The sequence below is a fragment of the Balneola sp. genome (genome assembly GCA_003712055.1).
Lineage (GTDB): Bacteria > Bacteroidota > Rhodothermia > Balneolales > Balneolaceae > RHLJ01.
Genome location: RHLJ01000002.1, coordinates 374,900 through 391,223 on the forward strand (window position 1 = coordinate 374,900; position 16,324 = coordinate 391,223).

Sequence of the window (16,324 nt, forward strand, 5' to 3'; positions counted from 1 at the left end):
CTTATATTTATAGCCTTTCCAAAAAACTGAAGGAAGTTCGAAGCAATTATGAAAAAAGGAATTCACCCAGAATACAAAGAAATTACCGTAGTGCTTAGTGATGGTTCTGAGATTCAAACCAGAAGTACACTAAAAACTAAAGACGGGGTGTACAAGAGTGAGATTGATTCAAAAAACCACCCTTTTTACACTAAGAAGTCGTTTACTGCGAAAGCTGGTCGAGTTGATCGATTCAAGCGTATGTACGACAAAAAGAATTAACAGGATTTTTTCCGACAAAAGGATGCATTTTCCCAATGCATCCTTTTTTTATATGTGCTCATGGAGATCATTACATTTCAAGTCGGTCCTTTTCTAGAAAATACCTATCTCATTCGAGCAGGTAATGAATCCATTGTAATAGACCCCGGGTTTTCGTCAGAACCTGAATTCCAGCAGTTTAAACGATATCTATCTGAGCAGAACAATGATCTCAAAGCAGTAGTATTGACCCACGCACATGTAGATCACATGCTAGGTCTTCAGCGTTTACTAAAAGATTTTGAGATCCCTGTTTACCTAAATACTGAGGATCTTTTTTTGTGGGAAAATTTTGGAAGCCAGGCTACGATGTTTGGGTTACGTCAGGTTGGATTTAGTTTTATCCCAGAGCCTTTACCTGAGCAAGCCCTATTTAATATTGGGAAGTTTAGTTTCGAATGTTTGTATACACCAGGTCATTCCCCCGATCATACCTCATTATACTTCAAAGAAGAAGGAGTACTGATAGTAGGTGACGCATTATTTCGAGAAAGTATAGGGAGAACAGATCTGTACAAAGGGGATTTTGAACTTCTCGAACAATCTATCAAAGAGAAGTTATATGTTCTTCCTGACGATACAATAGTGTATCCTGGTCACGGTCCGGACACTACCATCGGGCATGAGAAGAAAAAAAATCCGTTCGTTAAGGCTTAGTCTTCTTGCAGCTTAGAAATCTGAGAGCTGTAAATTTCAGCTTTATCCTCATTAAGAGTGATTAAACGCTCATACATTTTGATAGCTTCACTCCTGTTTCCTTGCTTCTCATGGATTTTAGCAAGGGTTTCCGAAACAATATCACCTACATCCGAAGAATCTTCACTGAGGTCTTCATCATTTGCGTCTTCATTACCCAAAGGAATTTGTATCCGCTGCGACTCAACTTCTTCCAATAGTTCTATAAGCCTATCGAGATCCAGTATAGGTGAGGTTCGTGAGGCTTGCTGTAGCTTCCGTTGAGAAGAATAATTAGTTGAGGGCACCCTGGCTTCAAACAACTCTGGGTGTATAAGGAAATAGTGGAGATGCTCCATAAGCGGACTGCCCGGTGCATAAGTCTTTGCGATCAATGCTTCTTTAATTGCTAACTGATTTTGCCCTTGGAGGTGGTAAAACCAGGCAAGTAAAAAGTGTCCCACTGCATCCGGATCTCTTTTGTGAATTAACTTCGCAAGTTTTTTAGTACTTCCTTCCGGATCAGTTTCAAACTTCTCTACATAAGAGGAAAGAGATTTTGGTATGTTAAATGGGAGCGTCTGCATGTAGGAGTAAGTATAAAGCGAAGGCTAAATACATTCAATCGTATTTACCAGCTACTTACAGCGTCATTAAACATATTATTCGCAATTTGCTCCAACACTTCTTCGGTCGCATCCGTCTCTCCTCCAATAGGGTCTTCGGTTGGATCAAAAGTGAAAGTGCTGGAAAAATTTTTATCACTCCATAAAGGTTGAGGGTCACCCTTATATTGAAAGGTGGCCCGCACAGCGATCTGTATTTGGTTTTGATCAGCTTCTTCATCCCCACCAATACTAAAAGGTCTATTGCTGTAACTCACTATTGAACCATCAATTACCGCATCAGCATCGTTTTCATTACTAGCCAGTTGAAGTTTGCTTGAATTTATAAACCGGTCAATGAGAGCTTCATTAAGGCGATCACTTAAATCGCTGAAGCCGCTGTTAGATTGATCCGGAAAAAAGGGGATGTAGATCGTATTCACACCTTCCGGAATAGAAGTACCAGTAAAGCTATACCTTAGGCACGAAGTGTTGGCGACACAAAAAAGAACTACTAATAAAAATGATATTCTATTACGCCAGTCCATACTGATCTAATTTTCGGTAAAGTGTGCGCTCGCTAATCCCCAGGGTCTCCGAAGCCTTTCTTCTGTTTCCATCAAATTTCTCCAGGGCCTTTTTGATAAGGAATTGTTCGGTTTCTTCAATTGAGGGAATCTGACCATCACCGAAGAAGTCCAACACATCCGTGTCTTCATCTTCAAAAAGTGGAGTGGTATCGTCATTACTTGAGAAGGGAATGGAGGTCATTCCTAAAGGTTTATCACCAACATCTATTCCCAGGTGCGGTGTAATCTCTGTATTAATTGTACTTCCTGAAGCAGGGGGTAGAGCTTTAATATCCTTATCGGTAATTGATGAATACAGAAAGTTCCCCAGCATTCGCTTTACATCACTTATGTCGTTGCGAAGCTCAACCAAAGCTCTAAATACAAGTTCCCTGTCTCTTCGCTCAAAACCTGAATCAGATGTTTGTGCTCCATCAAAGTCTGAAATCATAGGCAGGTTATCTGCAGAGCCTTCGTGCTGCCTTCCTTTTAAGTACTTCTGTAACCTTTCTACATCAATAAATTGAGATTTTTCAAGCACTACGAGCTGCTCAGCCACATTTCTAAGCTCTCTGATGTTTCCGGGCCACCTATATGAGGTGAGTAACTCTCGAGCTTCATCTGAGAATCCCTTAAATACAGAATCGTAACGAGCAGAGAATTCCTGAACGAACTTCCTAAAAATGGGTATGATATCTTCCTGTCGTTCACGGAGGGGTGGGAGGTGGATTTGAACGGTATCTAACCTGTAGTATAGATCTTCCCGAAAACTTCCATCTTGTACCATTTGCCACAAATCTCTGTTTGTAGCTGCAATAAGTCGAACATCTACCTTTTTAACTTTGCTAGAACCAACCCTGAAAAACTCACCATTTTCGAGGACGCGTAAGAGTTTTACCTGAATGTTTTTCGGAGTGTCTCCTATTTCGTCAAGGAAAATTGTTCCTCCATCAGCTTTTTCGAAATAACCCTCGCGTGCTTCATTAGCTCCTGTAAATGCTCCTTTTTCGTGCCCAAAGAGCTCACTTTCAATGATTCCTTCTGGAATAGCTCCACAGTTCACTATTACAATATCGTTAGATTTACGTGCACTGGTGCCATGAATAGCCCGTGCGGTTACATCTTTTCCTACACCACTCTCTCCCTGAAGCAACACCGTAATGTCGGTTCTGGAAACTTGCATAATTTTGTCCACTACCTGCTTAATAGCGGGTGAACTACCTAATAATCCGAATTGCTCCTGAAATACTTCGCGATCCATTGAATGCTTTTACGTCTGACAATATGACGTAAGTTAAGCAATCAAAAGTTGTTTACTAACTCTTTTCTGGACTTTCTACGACTTTATTAACTCAGTGGCTTGTTCTATTGGAAGAGCTCTTGTTTCCTTAAAACTGGAAAGCACAATATTCGAACGTGTCTTGTCAACACCGTTCCAGGATTGAATGGTTGAGAGAAGACGCTCAAAGGAAGCGGTATTTTTAGTTCTCACTTTTAGTAAGTGCGAGCCATCTCCGGTTATAGAGTGGCATTCGAGTACCTCTGGCTCATTAGATACCTTGCGAACAAATTCGGGATAGTTTTCTGACCCATCAACCTGAACAAAGAGAAAAGCAGTAATATCAAAATTGAAGTCCTTACTGTTAAGAATAGCATGATATCCCTGAATAAGTCCTCGTTCTTCGAGCTTCTTCATTCTTTCGGAAACGGAAGGCACCGATAAGTTAACAAGCTCAGCAATTTTGTTTCTTTGTGCTCGCCCGTTTTCCTGAAGGTGGTTTAGAATGGCGATGTCAATTTCATCGAGCAATTGAGTCATGTAAAAAATCCCTATTTCCTAAAATTTCTATGATTAGATTTTAATTACCTAATTTATTTAGGCGATAAGTTAGAAAAGCACTATCAAAAATAAAAGATAAAAGTAATAAGCCTCTTAAAAAAAAGTGAAGTAATAGATTTAATAGGCCTTATCTTTAGTGCGATTTTAAACTCCCAATAAAAGCAAAGAATGTTAGATATAGGCTTCATCAAAGCGAATAAAGAGCTGGTTGAACAAGCAATAGTGAATAAAGGTGAAAAGGACATTTCCATAGTTGAGGAAGTGTTAGCTAAAGATGAAGAATGGAGATCTTTAGTTCATAAGGCAGATTCTTTGAGAAGTGAAAGCAATACTAAGGCCAAACAAATTGGGGCGTTAATGGGGCAGGGTAAAAAAGATGAGGCACAAGCTATAATTGCTGAAACTTCTTCAATTAAGGAAGAAATCAAGAAGCTTGAAGAGCAAGAGAAGGTACTTACAACAGAAAGAGAACAGATGCTTCTTAGAATTCCTAATGTTCCACATCCTACCGTTCCTGTAGGTGCGACCGAGGAAGAAAATGAAGTTTTCTCAACATGGGGAGCTCCTAATCAGGATGAATGGCGAAAACCGCATTGGGAAATCACTGAACGCTATGGCTGGGTAGATTTTGAAAGAGGAGTAAAGGTAACTGGCGCTGGGTTTCCGTTTTATGTAGGTCCTGTTGCTCAATTACAACGCGCTCTCATCAATTATTTTATTACTGAAGCGGGAAAAGCAGGATATACCGAATTGCAGGCTCCTTTCTTCATTAATGAGGATTCGGCCAGAGGAACAGGTCAAATTCCTGATAAAGAAGATATGATGTATGTAATCCCCAGAGATGAATTCTTTGCAATACCTACGGCAGAAGTACCGGTCACTAACTTCCATAGAGATGAGATTCTAAAAGAAGATGAGCTTCCGGTACAGTATGTATGTTACACTCCTTGCTGGAGGAGAGAAGCTGGTTCATATGGAAAGGATGTAAGGGGCCTGAATCGCCTACATCAGTTTGATAAAGTAGAGATTGTTAAGATTGTACATCCTGAAACTTCCTATGAAGAGCTTGAAAATTTACGAGAACACTCCGAAATGCTATTAAAAGCATTGGAACTACCTTTCCGCACTTTACTGATGTGTACCGGGGATATGGGTTTTACGCAAAGCAAAAAATATGATTTAGAGGTATGGAGTCCTGGTCAAAAGCGATGGTTGGAGGTGAGTTCTTGTTCAAATTTTGAGAGTTTCCAGGCAAGAAGAATGCAGCTCAGGTATCGAAAAGGAGAAAAGCAGACTGAGATGGTACACACGTTAAATGGATCTGCATTGGCTCTTCCAAGAGTAGTCGCTTCTATTTTAGAAACTTACCAAGAGGAAAATGCTAAGGTTCGAGTACCTGAAGTCTTGAAGCCTTATATCGGTAGGGAATATCTTTAGAGGTGAGAGGTGAGAGGTGAGAGGTGAGAGGTGAGAGGTGAGAGGTGAGAGGTGAGAGGTGAGAGGTGAGAGGTGAGGCTGCTCATCACTTATCTCCTCTCACTTATCATTTCTTCTTATTGGCGAAGTACCAAATCGCCCAGCCAATACCTACAATTGCTAATGCAAGGCCTATTCCTCCAAGGAATGCATACAGTAAATAAGGTACGATTATACTCACTACCAGACCGGTTATGGCTTTAACGGGAACAGCAGCACTTGCTGCTCCAAAGATAGACTGAAAAACTCGTGCTAAACGCGCTAACATAGTTGCTCCATTTTGTTCGAACCGCAGCGGGTACGGGAGGCAGAATAAAAAGATTCGTTTAGGACAGTTAGTTAAGCTACCACAAAAAACTCGTCTTCCTTAAAATTGAGCAATCGTTCTAGAATGGGCTCCATCGTATCGAATTGCATGAGTTCGAGACGAAGTTTCTTGCCATTCCTGATTCCCTTCAGGTACTGACCATAATGCTTTTTCATTATGATAACACCGTAACGTTCCCCTTGATGTTCCACTGATTTTCGAAGCTGTTCTGCCGTTAGTTCCAGGCGTTCCTGTAAAGTAGGTTCGGGAAGTAATTCACCTGTTTCTAAATAATGGCGGGATCGCTCAAAAATCCAGGGATTACCGATCGCTCCGCGTCCAATCATTACACCATCAACACCGGTTTCATCAAACATTTTTTTTGCTAACTCAGGAGAAGTTACATCTCCATTACCGATGATAGGAATCTCAAGACCCGGAGTGTCTTTCAATTTCTTGAGCCATTCCCACCTGGCATCCCCTTTGTATTTCTGAGCTCTTGTTCTAGCGTGAACGGTTAATGCTTTTACTCCAATGCGTTGAAGCATAAGTGCCACTTCCTGGATTTTTATGGTGGTATCATCCCAGCCAAGCCTGGTTTTTACGGTAACAGGTTTATTTTGTACGGCATCTACAACGGTACCAGCCATTCGTTCCATCATTCCAAGATCTCTTAAGCAAGCAGCTCCGGCGCCTTTATTAACGACTTTATAAACAGGGCACCCAAAATTAATATCCACCAGGTCGGGATTGTTGTTCTCGGCTACCTTGGCAGCTCCTTCCATAGCCTCTTCCCGTCCACCGAAAATTTGAATCCCAAAAGGGCGCTCACTCTCGGAATAGCTCATCTTGTGAATGGCGATATCCGAGTCCCTTATTAGAGCTTCAGAACTAATGAACTCGGTAAATACAATATCTGCTCCTTTCTCTCTGCAAATCTGCCGAAATGGAGAATCCGTCACATCCTCCATGGGAGCAAGGAAAAGCGGTTTTTCTGGAAGCTGGATATTATCGATGTTCATAAGGCTCAAAAAAGAAACAAAGATAAGGATTTTGAATGGATTGGGATAATCGGATTGAATTCTAGGGCTAAGTTATGCTAGTCATTTCTTTGATTAACCCATATATTTTTAGTCCTCAAAATTAACTACTAATACTTTAGACATGTCGATTGATTTAGGTAAAATTGAAGAACTATTAGGGGACGATGCTTCCTACTTGTTGGATCACAAATGCGAAACTATAAGTGTTGACAGAATAGCACTACCTTCATCAACTTTTGTGGATGATATTTGGTCGCTTTCAGATAGAAATAACCGTGTATTAGGAAACCTGCAATGGATGTTTGAAGCAGGTCGCTTAGGAAATACTGGTTTCCTTTCCATCCTTCCTGTTGATCAGGGAATTGAGCACTCAGCCGGTGCTTCTTTTGCAAAAAATCCTGATTACTTTGATCCGGAGAATATTGTAAACCTTGCTATTGAAGCAGGATGTAATGCGGTTGCATCGACTTTTGGTGCACTTAGAGTGGTTGCCAGAAAGTATGCTCACAAAATCCCTTTCGTTGTCAAGATCAACCACAACGAATTACTGACCTACCCAAATACTTTCGATCAGATTATGTACGGTACCATTGAGCAGGCTTACGATATGGGAGCTGCTGCTGTTGGTGCTACGATCTATTTTGGTTCAGATGAGTCAAATCGACAAATACAGGAAGTAGCTCAGGCTTTTGCTTATGCTCACGAACTTGGAATGGCAACCATACTTTGGTGCTACACAAGAAATAATGCTTTCAAAGTAGACGGAGTAGATTATCATACTTCAGCTGACTTAACCGGTCAGGCAAATCATATTGGTACAACTATCGGAGCTGATATCATCAAGCAGAAGCAGCCAACTAATAATGGCGGATATAAGGCTCTTAATGCTGGTGATTCAAGCTATGGTAAGTTAGATGAGCGCATTTATTCTGAACTAACTACAGACCACCCAATCGATCTTACCAGATATCAGGTTGCTAACTGCTTCATGGGAAGAGCTGGTTTGATTAATTCTGGCGGTGCTTCTGGCTCTAACGATTTTGCTGATGCAGTTAAAACAGCCATTATTAACAAGCGAGCTGGTGGAATGGGTCTAATTAGTGGCCGTAAAGCATTCCAGCGACCAATTGGAGAAGGCGTAAAGCTTCTTAATATGATCCAGGATGTTTATTTAAATGAAGAGATTACCGTAGCGTAACTTTTTCTTAAATTGTTGGTAGCCACGCATATCTTATGCGTGGCTTTTTTTATACTTAGTGAAATCAACTACAGTTGAGTACAGACCAGAATCAAATAACGCAGCCCCAAAATATTATCTCAAAGAGGTATCTGATTATTTCTATCTCTTTGAGTGTGCTTACTATGGCTGGTGTTATTTATTACACCTATACCCCAGGAATACTTGAGCATCTCCTTCCCAAAAGGATGCCCGGTCTGTTAATAGCGCTTGTTGTCTCATTTTTAAGAGTCTGGTTTACTGCTGCTAAGTTTCGGGTTCTCTCGGAAGGGGTAATAAGCTGGATGGGTTCATTTAGAATTGTACTTACCTGGGATTTTACTTCTGCCGTAACCCCTTCTACAATAGGTGGTGCTCCTATGGCGACCTATGCAATGACTAAAGAAGGTCTCAAACTTGGCGAAGCTACCGCAATCATTCTATACAGTGTATTGCTAGACCAGATTTGGTTTGCTATTGCTATCCCAATTCTGCTAATAGCAGGCATTTTTTATGAAGTTGTACCTCCGGAAGTTGGACTTGTGGGAGAAGCTTCCATGTTATTGCTTTATGTGATTTTGCTAAGCTACGCCAGTATTTTGGCTTATGGAGTGTTGGTAAACCCTGCTGCTATAAAGAAGGTCATTAAAGCAGTATTCAAGCTTCCAATTTTGCGTAGATATCACGATAAGATAAGTGCTGAAGCTGAAAACCTTGAAAGTTATGCGCATCAGCTACGCAAAAAGCCGATAAGCTTTTTGTTAAAGGCATTCTTTTTTTCAACTATGACGTGGATGGCTAGAATTGCTCTACCAACCATTGTTATTCTGAGTTTACTTCCAGCCCCAGAGATTCTTTCCGCACTCCGTAGTCTTGCGATGAACCTGACCTTCTTGGTTGTTCCCACACCTGGTGGTAGCGGAGGTGTTGAGGGATTATTTGTGGTATTCCAGGGGCCGCTAATTTCCAGAGAATCCTTTATTGGGCTCGCTCTCTTCTTGTGGAGGCTCATTAGTTATTATATAACCATTGCAATAGGAATGGCAGCCACTACCTGGTACATAAATCGGCAGGTAGTTGAGAGCACACAAAAAGACTGATTGTGGCTAAAACGAAAGTTCAGTTCGAATGTAGCTCTTGCGGCCATATCTCTCCAAAATGGTTGGGTAGCTGTCCTACTTGTGGTGAATGGAATACCTTTGTTGAAGTTAAAACTACAGCCAAATCTAATGTTGAGCATAAAGCGAAGATTTCAGGGGTTGAAAGTTCAACAAGCCCTCAACGATTAGATGAAATTGAAACTTCTGAGAAGTCCAGGTTTCATTCAAGAATCAGCGAGTTCGATAGAGTTTTGGGAGGAGGGTTTCTACCGGGAGCCTATATTTTATTGGGAGGGGAGCCCGGAGTAGGAAAGAGTACCTTAACCCTTCAAATTGCAAAGTCTAATCCCGAGTTAAAGATTCTGTATTGTGCAGGTGAGGAATCATCAGGACAAATAAAGCAAAGAGCAGAACGAATAGGAGTTAATTCCTCGAACCTGTCGATATTTAATGAAACACAGGTTGACGTTATCATTGAAGAAGTCAATAAAAGTACACCCGATTTATTAATTATTGACTCCATCCAAACGGTATACCGAACGGAGTTATCCAGTATGCCAGGGAGTATTCAACAAGTGAAAGAATGTGCTGCTTTATTCCAACAGGTAGCTAAAAAGAAGAACGTGACTACCATTGTGATTGGTCACGTTACTAAAGAAGGGGATATAGCTGGTCCCAGGGTACTTGAGCATATGGTAGATACTGTGCTTCAGTTTGAAGGGGATAAGAACTATACCTACCGCTTGCTCAGAACGCTAAAAAATCGTTTTGGTCCGGCACAGGAAGTAGGAGTATTTGAAATGTTCGCACATGGTTTGCGTGAAGTGGATAATCCATCTGAACTTTTTATTTCAGATACAAACACCGAAGTAAGTGGGAATGCGATTGTATGTACTATGGAAGGATCAAGGCCTCTTTTGATCGAGGTGCAGGCATTGGTTACGGCATCTACTTATGGAACCCCACAACGCACATCAAATGGATTTGATAGAAACAGGCTTACACTCTTACTAGCCGTTCTAGAAAAAAGAGCTGGATATAGCTTTGCCAATCAGGATGTATACCTTAATGTAGCGGGTGGATTCAAATTAACTGATCCTGGAGGAGATGTTGGTATATGCTGTGCGCTCGTTTCTAGTCTAATGGATAAGCCGATTAAGGAAAAATCGGTATTTATAGGAGAGGTAGGTTTAGGTGGAGAAGTTCGGTCGGTGCCCAATGTAGATCAGCGATTGAAAGAATCTAAGAAGTTGGGCTTTGATGGATTTATCGTTCCAGGAAAAGTTTCCAATGCAGGGGTAAATTCAATTAGTCAGGCTATAAAAAAAGCCTTGGATTAGTTTGGAAGGTCAGCTTTCCTGAATGACCATCAATACCCATTCAAAAATCTTCTTTTCAAATGGAATTTGCTCTTGGGTGCCTGGATTTAACAGTGAGTGGTTCACCCCAGGTATTAGTTCTATGGTAAAGTTCTCATTTTTAGCTAATTCCATAGCTTCTTTGATATTCTCAATACTCTGCTTGGCAGGAACTATTCTATCTTCTTCTCCATAAATACTATACCATGGTATGGATAGATTTTTGAGTTCGCTTAGTAAATCTAGTCCCATTGAATTGTATATGGGATTTTGGTCACGATCAGCATGATATGGTGGTAATAAACTCCGGTATATATTTGTCGAAGCTTCTCTTATTTCATCATCAAGAGCGAGAGAACGTTCATGATCTCTAGCCTCAAGAGCATTAAAGTGTTCTTCCCAATAAGGAAGGATCAGGCTCTTAACAGAATCACTTAGTTGTGTTCGATCCAATGAGTTTTTAAATGCATAATATCGATTGGGCCCTACTCTGTTAATTGGCCCTGAGACCCCTGCTATAAAAGAAACACTATTATTTCTTACCGCTAGATTAGCAATTAGCCTTCCTCCCTGGCTAAATCCACTGGCACCTATTTGTTTATTGTTTACTTCCTTATGACTGGCTAAAAAATCTACGGCTGCTTCAGCATCTGAAATTAGGTCATTAAAGTCCGTTTCTGAGTATTCTCCTGAGGAATTACCAGTTCCTCTTTTATCATAAAACAAAGCAATGATGCCGCACGCCGCAGCTCTTTTTGCAAGGTAAATGGGTACATTCCTTAAGTTGTTGACATTATTGCCTCCTCCAGGGAGTAACAAAAGAGCTGGATAAAGCCCTTCTGATTTAGGTAAATATAATTCAGCAGATAAGCTCACATCTCCATTTCGAATGGTAATTTCTTCTAGTCGAAATAGCTCTTCAGATTCAACATATTCGTCAAAACAGCTAACATCCTGAGCATGTATCATGGTGCTTGAGAAAGCAATGAGTAAAAGAAAAAGTGGCAGTCTAAACATTGAACTATATAATTAATACTAATAAGATAGTATAAAATAATTTAGGAATGAATCCTAGGCTAAGAATGCAGGGCAACTGGTCCCTTTAATGATGGGCAAAAAAAAGCCCTTGGTGAATACCAAAGGCTTTAAATCTGTGATACAACGACTACCATTTAGTAGTTATCACGTTGACGACGACGCTGCTCGCGAACGGCTTTTTTCATAGCCTCGCGACGTTCAATAGAAGGTTTGATAAACTGTTGACGATCTTTGTACTCATTAAGAATACGAGATCGAGTTACCATCTTCTTGAAACGATTGATCGCTCGTTCAACACTTTCGTTGTCTTTAACTTCAACGCCTAGCATTGAGTCTCACTTCCTTTCATTTGTTTTATTCCCATAATTGGGGTTGCAAATATACTAAAAAAGTTAGTTAATGTAGCATTTTAGATTCTAGGAGCAAGTAACTGACTATGGAAGAGAAGATCGATCATAATAAACCATCTGAAAAGAAGGAAGCAGGTCTATTCGAAGAACTCCTCGGAGATGCCTTTAATCTGGATAGAGGTTTACCCGCTACGATTTACAATATGTTCGTAAACCCTGGACTGGTAATAGAAAGCTATTTTACTGACAAGGGTAGGTTCGTAAACCCAATCAGGTACACCATTTTTATTTTAGCAGTTACTACTGCAATTACTATTTATCTGATTGATTATGAGCAGTTTTTAGAACAAGTAGCAAACGCCAGTACTCAAGGTGATTTTGAGGCCAATCTTGAAGAACTAAAAGAGCAGACGGGCATTGATTGGCCTGGTTATATGGACACGGTGGGAGAGGTAACGATTTTAATGACTACTAAACTCAACCAGCTACTTTATATAGTAGTTTTAGCTCCGGTTTTGGCCTTTTTCAGCAAGCTTTTTTTTAAAAAGAAGAAGCCTTATTTCAAACATCACTATGTAATGTATCTGTATTTATTAGCTAGTTTTGCAATAGTGAGCCTGTTATTAACTCCTTTGTCGATGCTTGAAGGGGGTGGGGGGATATTTCTTTTTGCACTTACTTTTTTAATGCTAGTTTATTCAATGTTTGTTCAAAGCCGATACCTGGGTCTTAAAGGCTTTGATCAGCATGCAATGAGTTTTCTCAGTTTCATTTTTGGGTATATCGTCTATTCGATTGGTTCCGCAATTCTTATGTATGGAGCAGCCGCTATACTTTTTATTTCAAGGAACTAATCATTGCTCTTAAGAACTCCTGATCCAAACAAAGCAAAATCATACTTCGCAGGGTCCATAGGATCTAGTAGTACTAACCTTTCATTTAGTTCTAGTACCGCTTTCCAGTCATTCTGCTTTCTATTAAGAAGTCCCATCTTTCTAGCTTGATTACCTACATGAACATCCAGAGGGATTTTCAATTCAGCTGGAGACATAAAAGTCATGATACCCAAGTCAACGTCACTTTTTCTTATGCACCATCTGAGATACATATAAAGACGTTTGCACGAGCTATTTTTGTCGGGATTTGAAATGTGCTTTCGAGTTCGTTGTGGTATTTCAGGATGAATAGAAAAAAATTGCTCATGGAAAATGGCAATAAGCTCTCTTTCTTGTTCTTTGCTAATATCATAGCATAGCTTCCAGAACCCTTCAAAAGAAGAGAATTCAATAAGAATGTTTTTCAGTGTCTTAATCAACCAGTAAATATCTATTGGTTTAAATGTCCGGTGTTTAAAATCTGAGAAGTATTCAGCATCTGATTCGGAGAAGTTTAGTATGAATTCATAGGGGCGGTAATTCATTCTATTAAGCAAGTCATCCACCTTTGCAATAACTATGTCTCTGCGCCCCCAGGCCATGATTGCGGCAAAGAAACCGGCCAGCTCCTGGTCTCTTTTATCTGAAAATGCATGCATAAACTGAATCGGATCATGATCTATAAATTCATTTCGATCAAACCTTCTTACCAGTTCTTCCAGATCATCTTTCAAAGCGAAAATTTCATTTGGCATCAATGAAGATATCGTTTTAAAAAGTTCGCCAGGGTATTTTTCTGATAAAATTTATCACGATTTCTCCTCTTAAGAGCATTACCTATATTCGGGAGAATAAAACCGCTTTCAATGAAAACACTCTTCGTTTTTTTTATCCTATTAACCTCATGTTCTGCATATGATCAAAATATTCCCTGGGTGCCTCTTTTTGATGGAGATACAACCGATGGATGGGAACAAATAGGTGGTGTTGCTACCTATGAAGTGAAAGAAGGAGCTATAGTAGGTACTACAGTGGCCGATACCCCAAACTCTTTTCTCAGAACAGAGGTGCTGTATAGTGATTTTATTCTGGAATATGAGGTAAAACTTTCAGATGCGACAAACTCAGGAGTACAGATTAGGAGTAATAGTTTTCCTGAATTTCAGGATGGTAGAGTGCATGGTTATCAGGTTGAAATCGATCCTTCAGATCGATCATGGACAGGTGGAATTTACGATGAAGCACGCAGAGGATGGCTTCATCCACTTAGAGATATGCCTGAAGCACAAGCAGCTTATAAACATCTGGAATGGAATAAATTTAGAGTTGAAGCAATTGGCGATACTATCAAAACCTGGGTAAATGGGATTCCTGTTTCGCATTTAGTTGACAACAGAACGTCAGAAGGATTTATAGCTCTTCAGGTACATAGTATTGGAAATCCGGATGAAGCCGGCATTGAAATAAGCTGGAGGGATATTCGGATTATAACGGATAATCCACGAAAATATGCCCAAAGCACAAGTGCTCCAGCTATTGACAAGTATAACGTATTAACGCACAGTCAAGAGGATTGGGGTTGGGAATTATTGTATGATGGAACCAGCATGGATAAATGGCGTGGTGCTCGTTCTGATGAGTTCCCTTATTCAGAGAAAGGAAAAGGTTGGGATGTTGAAGACGGAGTGATTGTAATTCATGAATCTGGTGGTGCAGAATCAGAAGACGCCGGAGATATTGTTACGAGGGAGTTATTTAGCAATTTTGAGCTTTGGGTCGATTTTAAAGTTACTCCTGGGGCTAATAGTGGTATAAAGTATTTTGTTGATGCAAATCTCAATAAGGGGACAGGATCTTCGATAGGGCTAGAGTATCAGGTTCTTGATGATGATCTTCATCCGGATGCTAAATTGGGGGCACAGCCTGGAAGCAGGACAGTGGCTTCTTTATATGATCTCATCAAGGCAGAAGACAAGCCCATAAATCCGGTTGGAGAATGGAATCATGCCAGAATAATTTCAAACGGTAACCATGTTGAGCATTGGTTAAATGGTCGGAAGGTGCTTGAATACGATCGAAATACCCCGGAATTCCAAAAACTGGTTGATGAAAGTAAATATGAAGTGTGGCCAGGTTTCGGAACCTGGACAGAAGGAAATATCCTGCTTCAGGATCATGGAAATGAGGTACACTACCGAAATATTTTCATCAAAAGATTAAACCCATAAAACAAGCTACTATGAAAAGTATGGATCGAAAAACCTTCCTTAAAAAGAGCACCGCTACCGGGTTAGGAAGTGCAATGGCATTGAGCTTTCCAAATATCCTGATAGGAAAACCAAATAATAGACTGAATGTAGCTGTAGTTGGGGTAAGAAGTCGGGGTAAAGCTCATGTTGAAGCTGTTGATAAAGTAGATAATGCAACTGTAACCTGGTTCTGTGATGTAGATGACAACATCATTGATGAGCACAAAAAGTGGCAGGAGGAAACCGTTGGTTATGTGCCTCAAGTAGAAAAGGATTTTCGAAGGTTACTCGAAAAGGATGATATTGACATCATTACCATTGCTACGCCAGAACATTGGCACACGCCAATGGCCATCATGGCTATGCAGGCTGGGAAACATGTATTTATTGAAAAACCGTGCAGTCATAATCCCTATGAAAATGAACTATTAGTAGCAGCTCAAAAGAAATATGGAAAGTATTGCCAGATGGGGAATCAGCAACGCTCTTCTATTACTTCTAATAAAGCCGTACAGGAGATTAGAGAGGGTATTATTGGTGATGTTTACTATGCAAAAGCCTGGTATTCAAATACAAGAGGAAGTATCGGGAAAGGGAATGTAGTACCTGTTCCTGACGCCCTGGACTGGGAACTATTTCAGGGACCTGCTCCAAGAGAAGATTACAGAGACAATGTTCATCCTTATAACTGGCATTGGTTCAGAACATGGGGAACGGGGGAAATCCATAATAATGGAACCCATGAGATTGATATTTGTCGCTGGGCACTCGGTGTTGATTTGCCTGTAAAAGCAACCTCCGCAGGAGGACGGTACCATTTTGATGATGACTGGGAATTTTACGATACCCAGAATGCCAGCTTTGAGTTCGAAGGTGGTAAAATGATTTCCTGGGAAGGCAAAAGCTGTAATGGTTATCCAATAATGGGTAGAGGACGAGGCTCTTTAATACATGGTACTGAGGGGTCTATCTTGTTAGATCGAGATGGATATCTTTTATATGATTTACGAGGAAAATTAATCAAAGAAGAAGTGGAGCCTGAAGGAGGTGGGGCTGCAAACACTGCGGATACTCGTGGATTTGATGCCTTAACTGTAAACCATATGATTAATTTCGCAAATGCTATTAGGGATGGCGAAGCATTAAAGGCACCGATCGATGATGCAAGTATTTCGACAATGCTATGTCATTATGGAAATATTGCTCAGGAAGTAGGAGGGAGTATTCAAATCGATCCAAAGACCGGAAAAATTTTGAATAACCCTGAAGCTATGAAGCACTGGAAGCGTGAATATGAAAATGGCTGGGAACCTAAATTATAGT

Annotated in this window: 18 protein-coding genes; 9 read left to right on the forward strand and 9 right to left on the reverse strand. The window is 40.4% G+C overall.

The window, feature by feature from the left end; all coding sequences use genetic code 11:
• The first annotated feature begins 48 nt into the window (after positions 1 to 48).
• Positions 49 to 261 carry a 50S ribosomal protein L31 gene (rpmE, locus tag ED557_06555; GenBank protein RNC84635.1) on the forward strand — a complete coding sequence of 71 codons (213 nt, stop codon included), beginning with the start codon at positions 49 to 51 and terminating at the stop codon, positions 259 to 261.
• A 60-nt stretch (positions 262 to 321) separates the two neighbouring features.
• Positions 322 to 957 carry an MBL fold metallo-hydrolase gene (locus ED557_06560; protein ID RNC84636.1) on the forward strand — a complete coding sequence of 212 codons (636 nt, stop codon included), beginning with the start codon at positions 322 to 324 and terminating at the stop codon, positions 955 to 957.
• Here the strand turns inward: ED557_06560 and ED557_06565 are convergent.
• The 4 genes from ED557_06565 to ED557_06580 all read right to left on the reverse strand — a co-directional run bounded on the left by ED557_06565 (position 954) and on the right by ED557_06580 (position 3,968).
• Positions 954 to 1,562 (reverse strand): tetratricopeptide repeat-containing protein, encoded by a 609-nt coding sequence (locus ED557_06565; protein RNC84637.1) that lies wholly within the window; start codon positions 1,560 to 1,562, stop codon positions 954 to 956. The two genes, ED557_06560 and ED557_06565, sit on opposite strands and share 4 nt — an antisense overlap.
• A 44-nt stretch (positions 1,563 to 1,606) precedes the next feature.
• The gene (locus ED557_06570; protein RNC84638.1) at positions 1,607 to 2,128 is read right to left on the reverse strand and encodes a hypothetical protein; all 522 of its coding nucleotides are present in this window, start codon (positions 2,126 to 2,128) and stop codon (positions 1,607 to 1,609) included.
• Entirely contained in the window at positions 2,115 to 3,410 is a 1,296-nt protein-coding gene (locus ED557_06575; GenBank protein ID RNC84639.1) for a sigma-54-dependent Fis family transcriptional regulator, read from the reverse strand. The genes ED557_06570 and ED557_06575 overlap by 14 nt, the downstream gene beginning before the upstream one ends.
• A 75-nt stretch (positions 3,411 to 3,485) precedes the next feature.
• A complete protein-coding gene (locus ED557_06580) occupies positions 3,486 to 3,968 on the reverse strand; it encodes an Lrp/AsnC family transcriptional regulator (GenBank protein ID RNC84640.1) in 483 nt (160 codons plus the stop codon).
• Positions 3,969 to 4,157: 189 nt separating this feature from the next.
• Here ED557_06580 and ED557_06585 point away from each other — a divergent pair, with 189 nt between their 5' ends.
• Positions 4,158 to 5,426 (forward strand): serine--tRNA ligase, encoded by a 1,269-nt coding sequence (locus ED557_06585; GenBank protein ID RNC84641.1) that lies wholly within the window; start codon positions 4,158 to 4,160, stop codon positions 5,424 to 5,426.
• A gap of 106 nt (positions 5,427 to 5,532) precedes the next feature.
• Here the strand turns inward: ED557_06585 and ED557_06590 are convergent, their stop codons facing one another.
• On the reverse strand, positions 5,533 to 5,733 hold the full coding sequence (locus tag ED557_06590) for a hypothetical protein (protein RNC84642.1): 201 nt from the start codon (positions 5,731 to 5,733) through the stop codon (positions 5,533 to 5,535).
• Between the two features lie 71 nt (positions 5,734 to 5,804).
• On the reverse strand, positions 5,805 to 6,794 hold the full coding sequence (gene dusB, locus ED557_06595) for a tRNA dihydrouridine synthase DusB (protein RNC84643.1): 990 nt from the start codon (positions 6,792 to 6,794) through the stop codon (positions 5,805 to 5,807).
• 142 nt (positions 6,795 to 6,936) lie between these two features.
• On the opposite strand from dusB, the gene ED557_06600 reads away from it, so the two are divergent.
• The 3 genes from ED557_06600 (at position 6,937) to radA (ending at position 10,471) form a co-directional block, all read left to right on the forward strand.
• Positions 6,937 to 8,013, forward strand: a complete 1,077-nt coding sequence (locus ED557_06600) for a class I fructose-bisphosphate aldolase (protein ID RNC84644.1) — start codon at positions 6,937 to 6,939, stop codon at positions 8,011 to 8,013.
• A 164-nt stretch (positions 8,014 to 8,177) separates the two neighbouring features.
• Positions 8,178 to 9,131 carry a UPF0104 family protein gene (locus ED557_06605; GenBank protein RNC84807.1) on the forward strand — a complete coding sequence of 318 codons (954 nt, stop codon included), beginning with the start codon at positions 8,178 to 8,180 and terminating at the stop codon, positions 9,129 to 9,131.
• A 2-nt stretch (positions 9,132 to 9,133) separates the two neighbouring features.
• Entirely contained in the window at positions 9,134 to 10,471 is a 1,338-nt protein-coding gene (radA, locus tag ED557_06610; protein RNC84645.1) for a DNA repair protein RadA, read from the forward strand.
• A 9-nt stretch (positions 10,472 to 10,480) separates the two neighbouring features.
• Here the strand turns inward: radA and ED557_06615 are convergent, their stop codons facing one another.
• Both ED557_06615 and rpsU read right to left on the reverse strand, forming a co-directional pair.
• Positions 10,481 to 11,506 carry an alpha/beta fold hydrolase gene (locus ED557_06615; protein ID RNC84646.1) on the reverse strand — a complete coding sequence of 342 codons (1,026 nt, stop codon included), beginning with the start codon at positions 11,504 to 11,506 and terminating at the stop codon, positions 10,481 to 10,483.
• Between the two features lie 155 nt (positions 11,507 to 11,661).
• Positions 11,662 to 11,856: a 30S ribosomal protein S21 gene (rpsU, locus tag ED557_06620; GenBank protein ID RNC84647.1), complete on the reverse strand. Its 195-nt coding sequence runs from the start codon at positions 11,854 to 11,856 to the stop codon at positions 11,662 to 11,664.
• A gap of 107 nt (positions 11,857 to 11,963) precedes the next feature.
• Here rpsU and ED557_06625 point away from each other — a divergent pair, with 107 nt between their 5' ends.
• Entirely contained in the window at positions 11,964 to 12,731 is a 768-nt protein-coding gene (locus ED557_06625; GenBank protein ID RNC84648.1) for a DUF3667 domain-containing protein, read from the forward strand.
• On the opposite strand, the gene ED557_06630 is transcribed toward ED557_06625, so the two are convergent.
• Positions 12,728 to 13,507: a TIGR02757 family protein gene (locus ED557_06630; GenBank protein RNC84649.1), complete on the reverse strand. Its 780-nt coding sequence runs from the start codon at positions 13,505 to 13,507 to the stop codon at positions 12,728 to 12,730. The two genes, ED557_06625 and ED557_06630, sit on opposite strands and share 4 nt — an antisense overlap.
• A gap of 111 nt (positions 13,508 to 13,618) precedes the next feature.
• Between ED557_06630 and ED557_06635 the strand changes: the two genes are divergently transcribed.
• Together ED557_06635 and ED557_06640 are read left to right on the forward strand one after the other, a co-directional pair.
• Entirely contained in the window at positions 13,619 to 14,980 is a 1,362-nt protein-coding gene (locus ED557_06635) for a DUF1080 domain-containing protein (protein ID RNC84650.1), read from the forward strand.
• 20 nt (positions 14,981 to 15,000) lie between these two features.
• Positions 15,001 to 16,323: a gfo/Idh/MocA family oxidoreductase gene (locus tag ED557_06640; GenBank protein RNC84808.1), complete on the forward strand. Its 1,323-nt coding sequence runs from the start codon at positions 15,001 to 15,003 to the stop codon at positions 16,321 to 16,323.
• Position 16,324 lies beyond the last annotated feature (1 nt).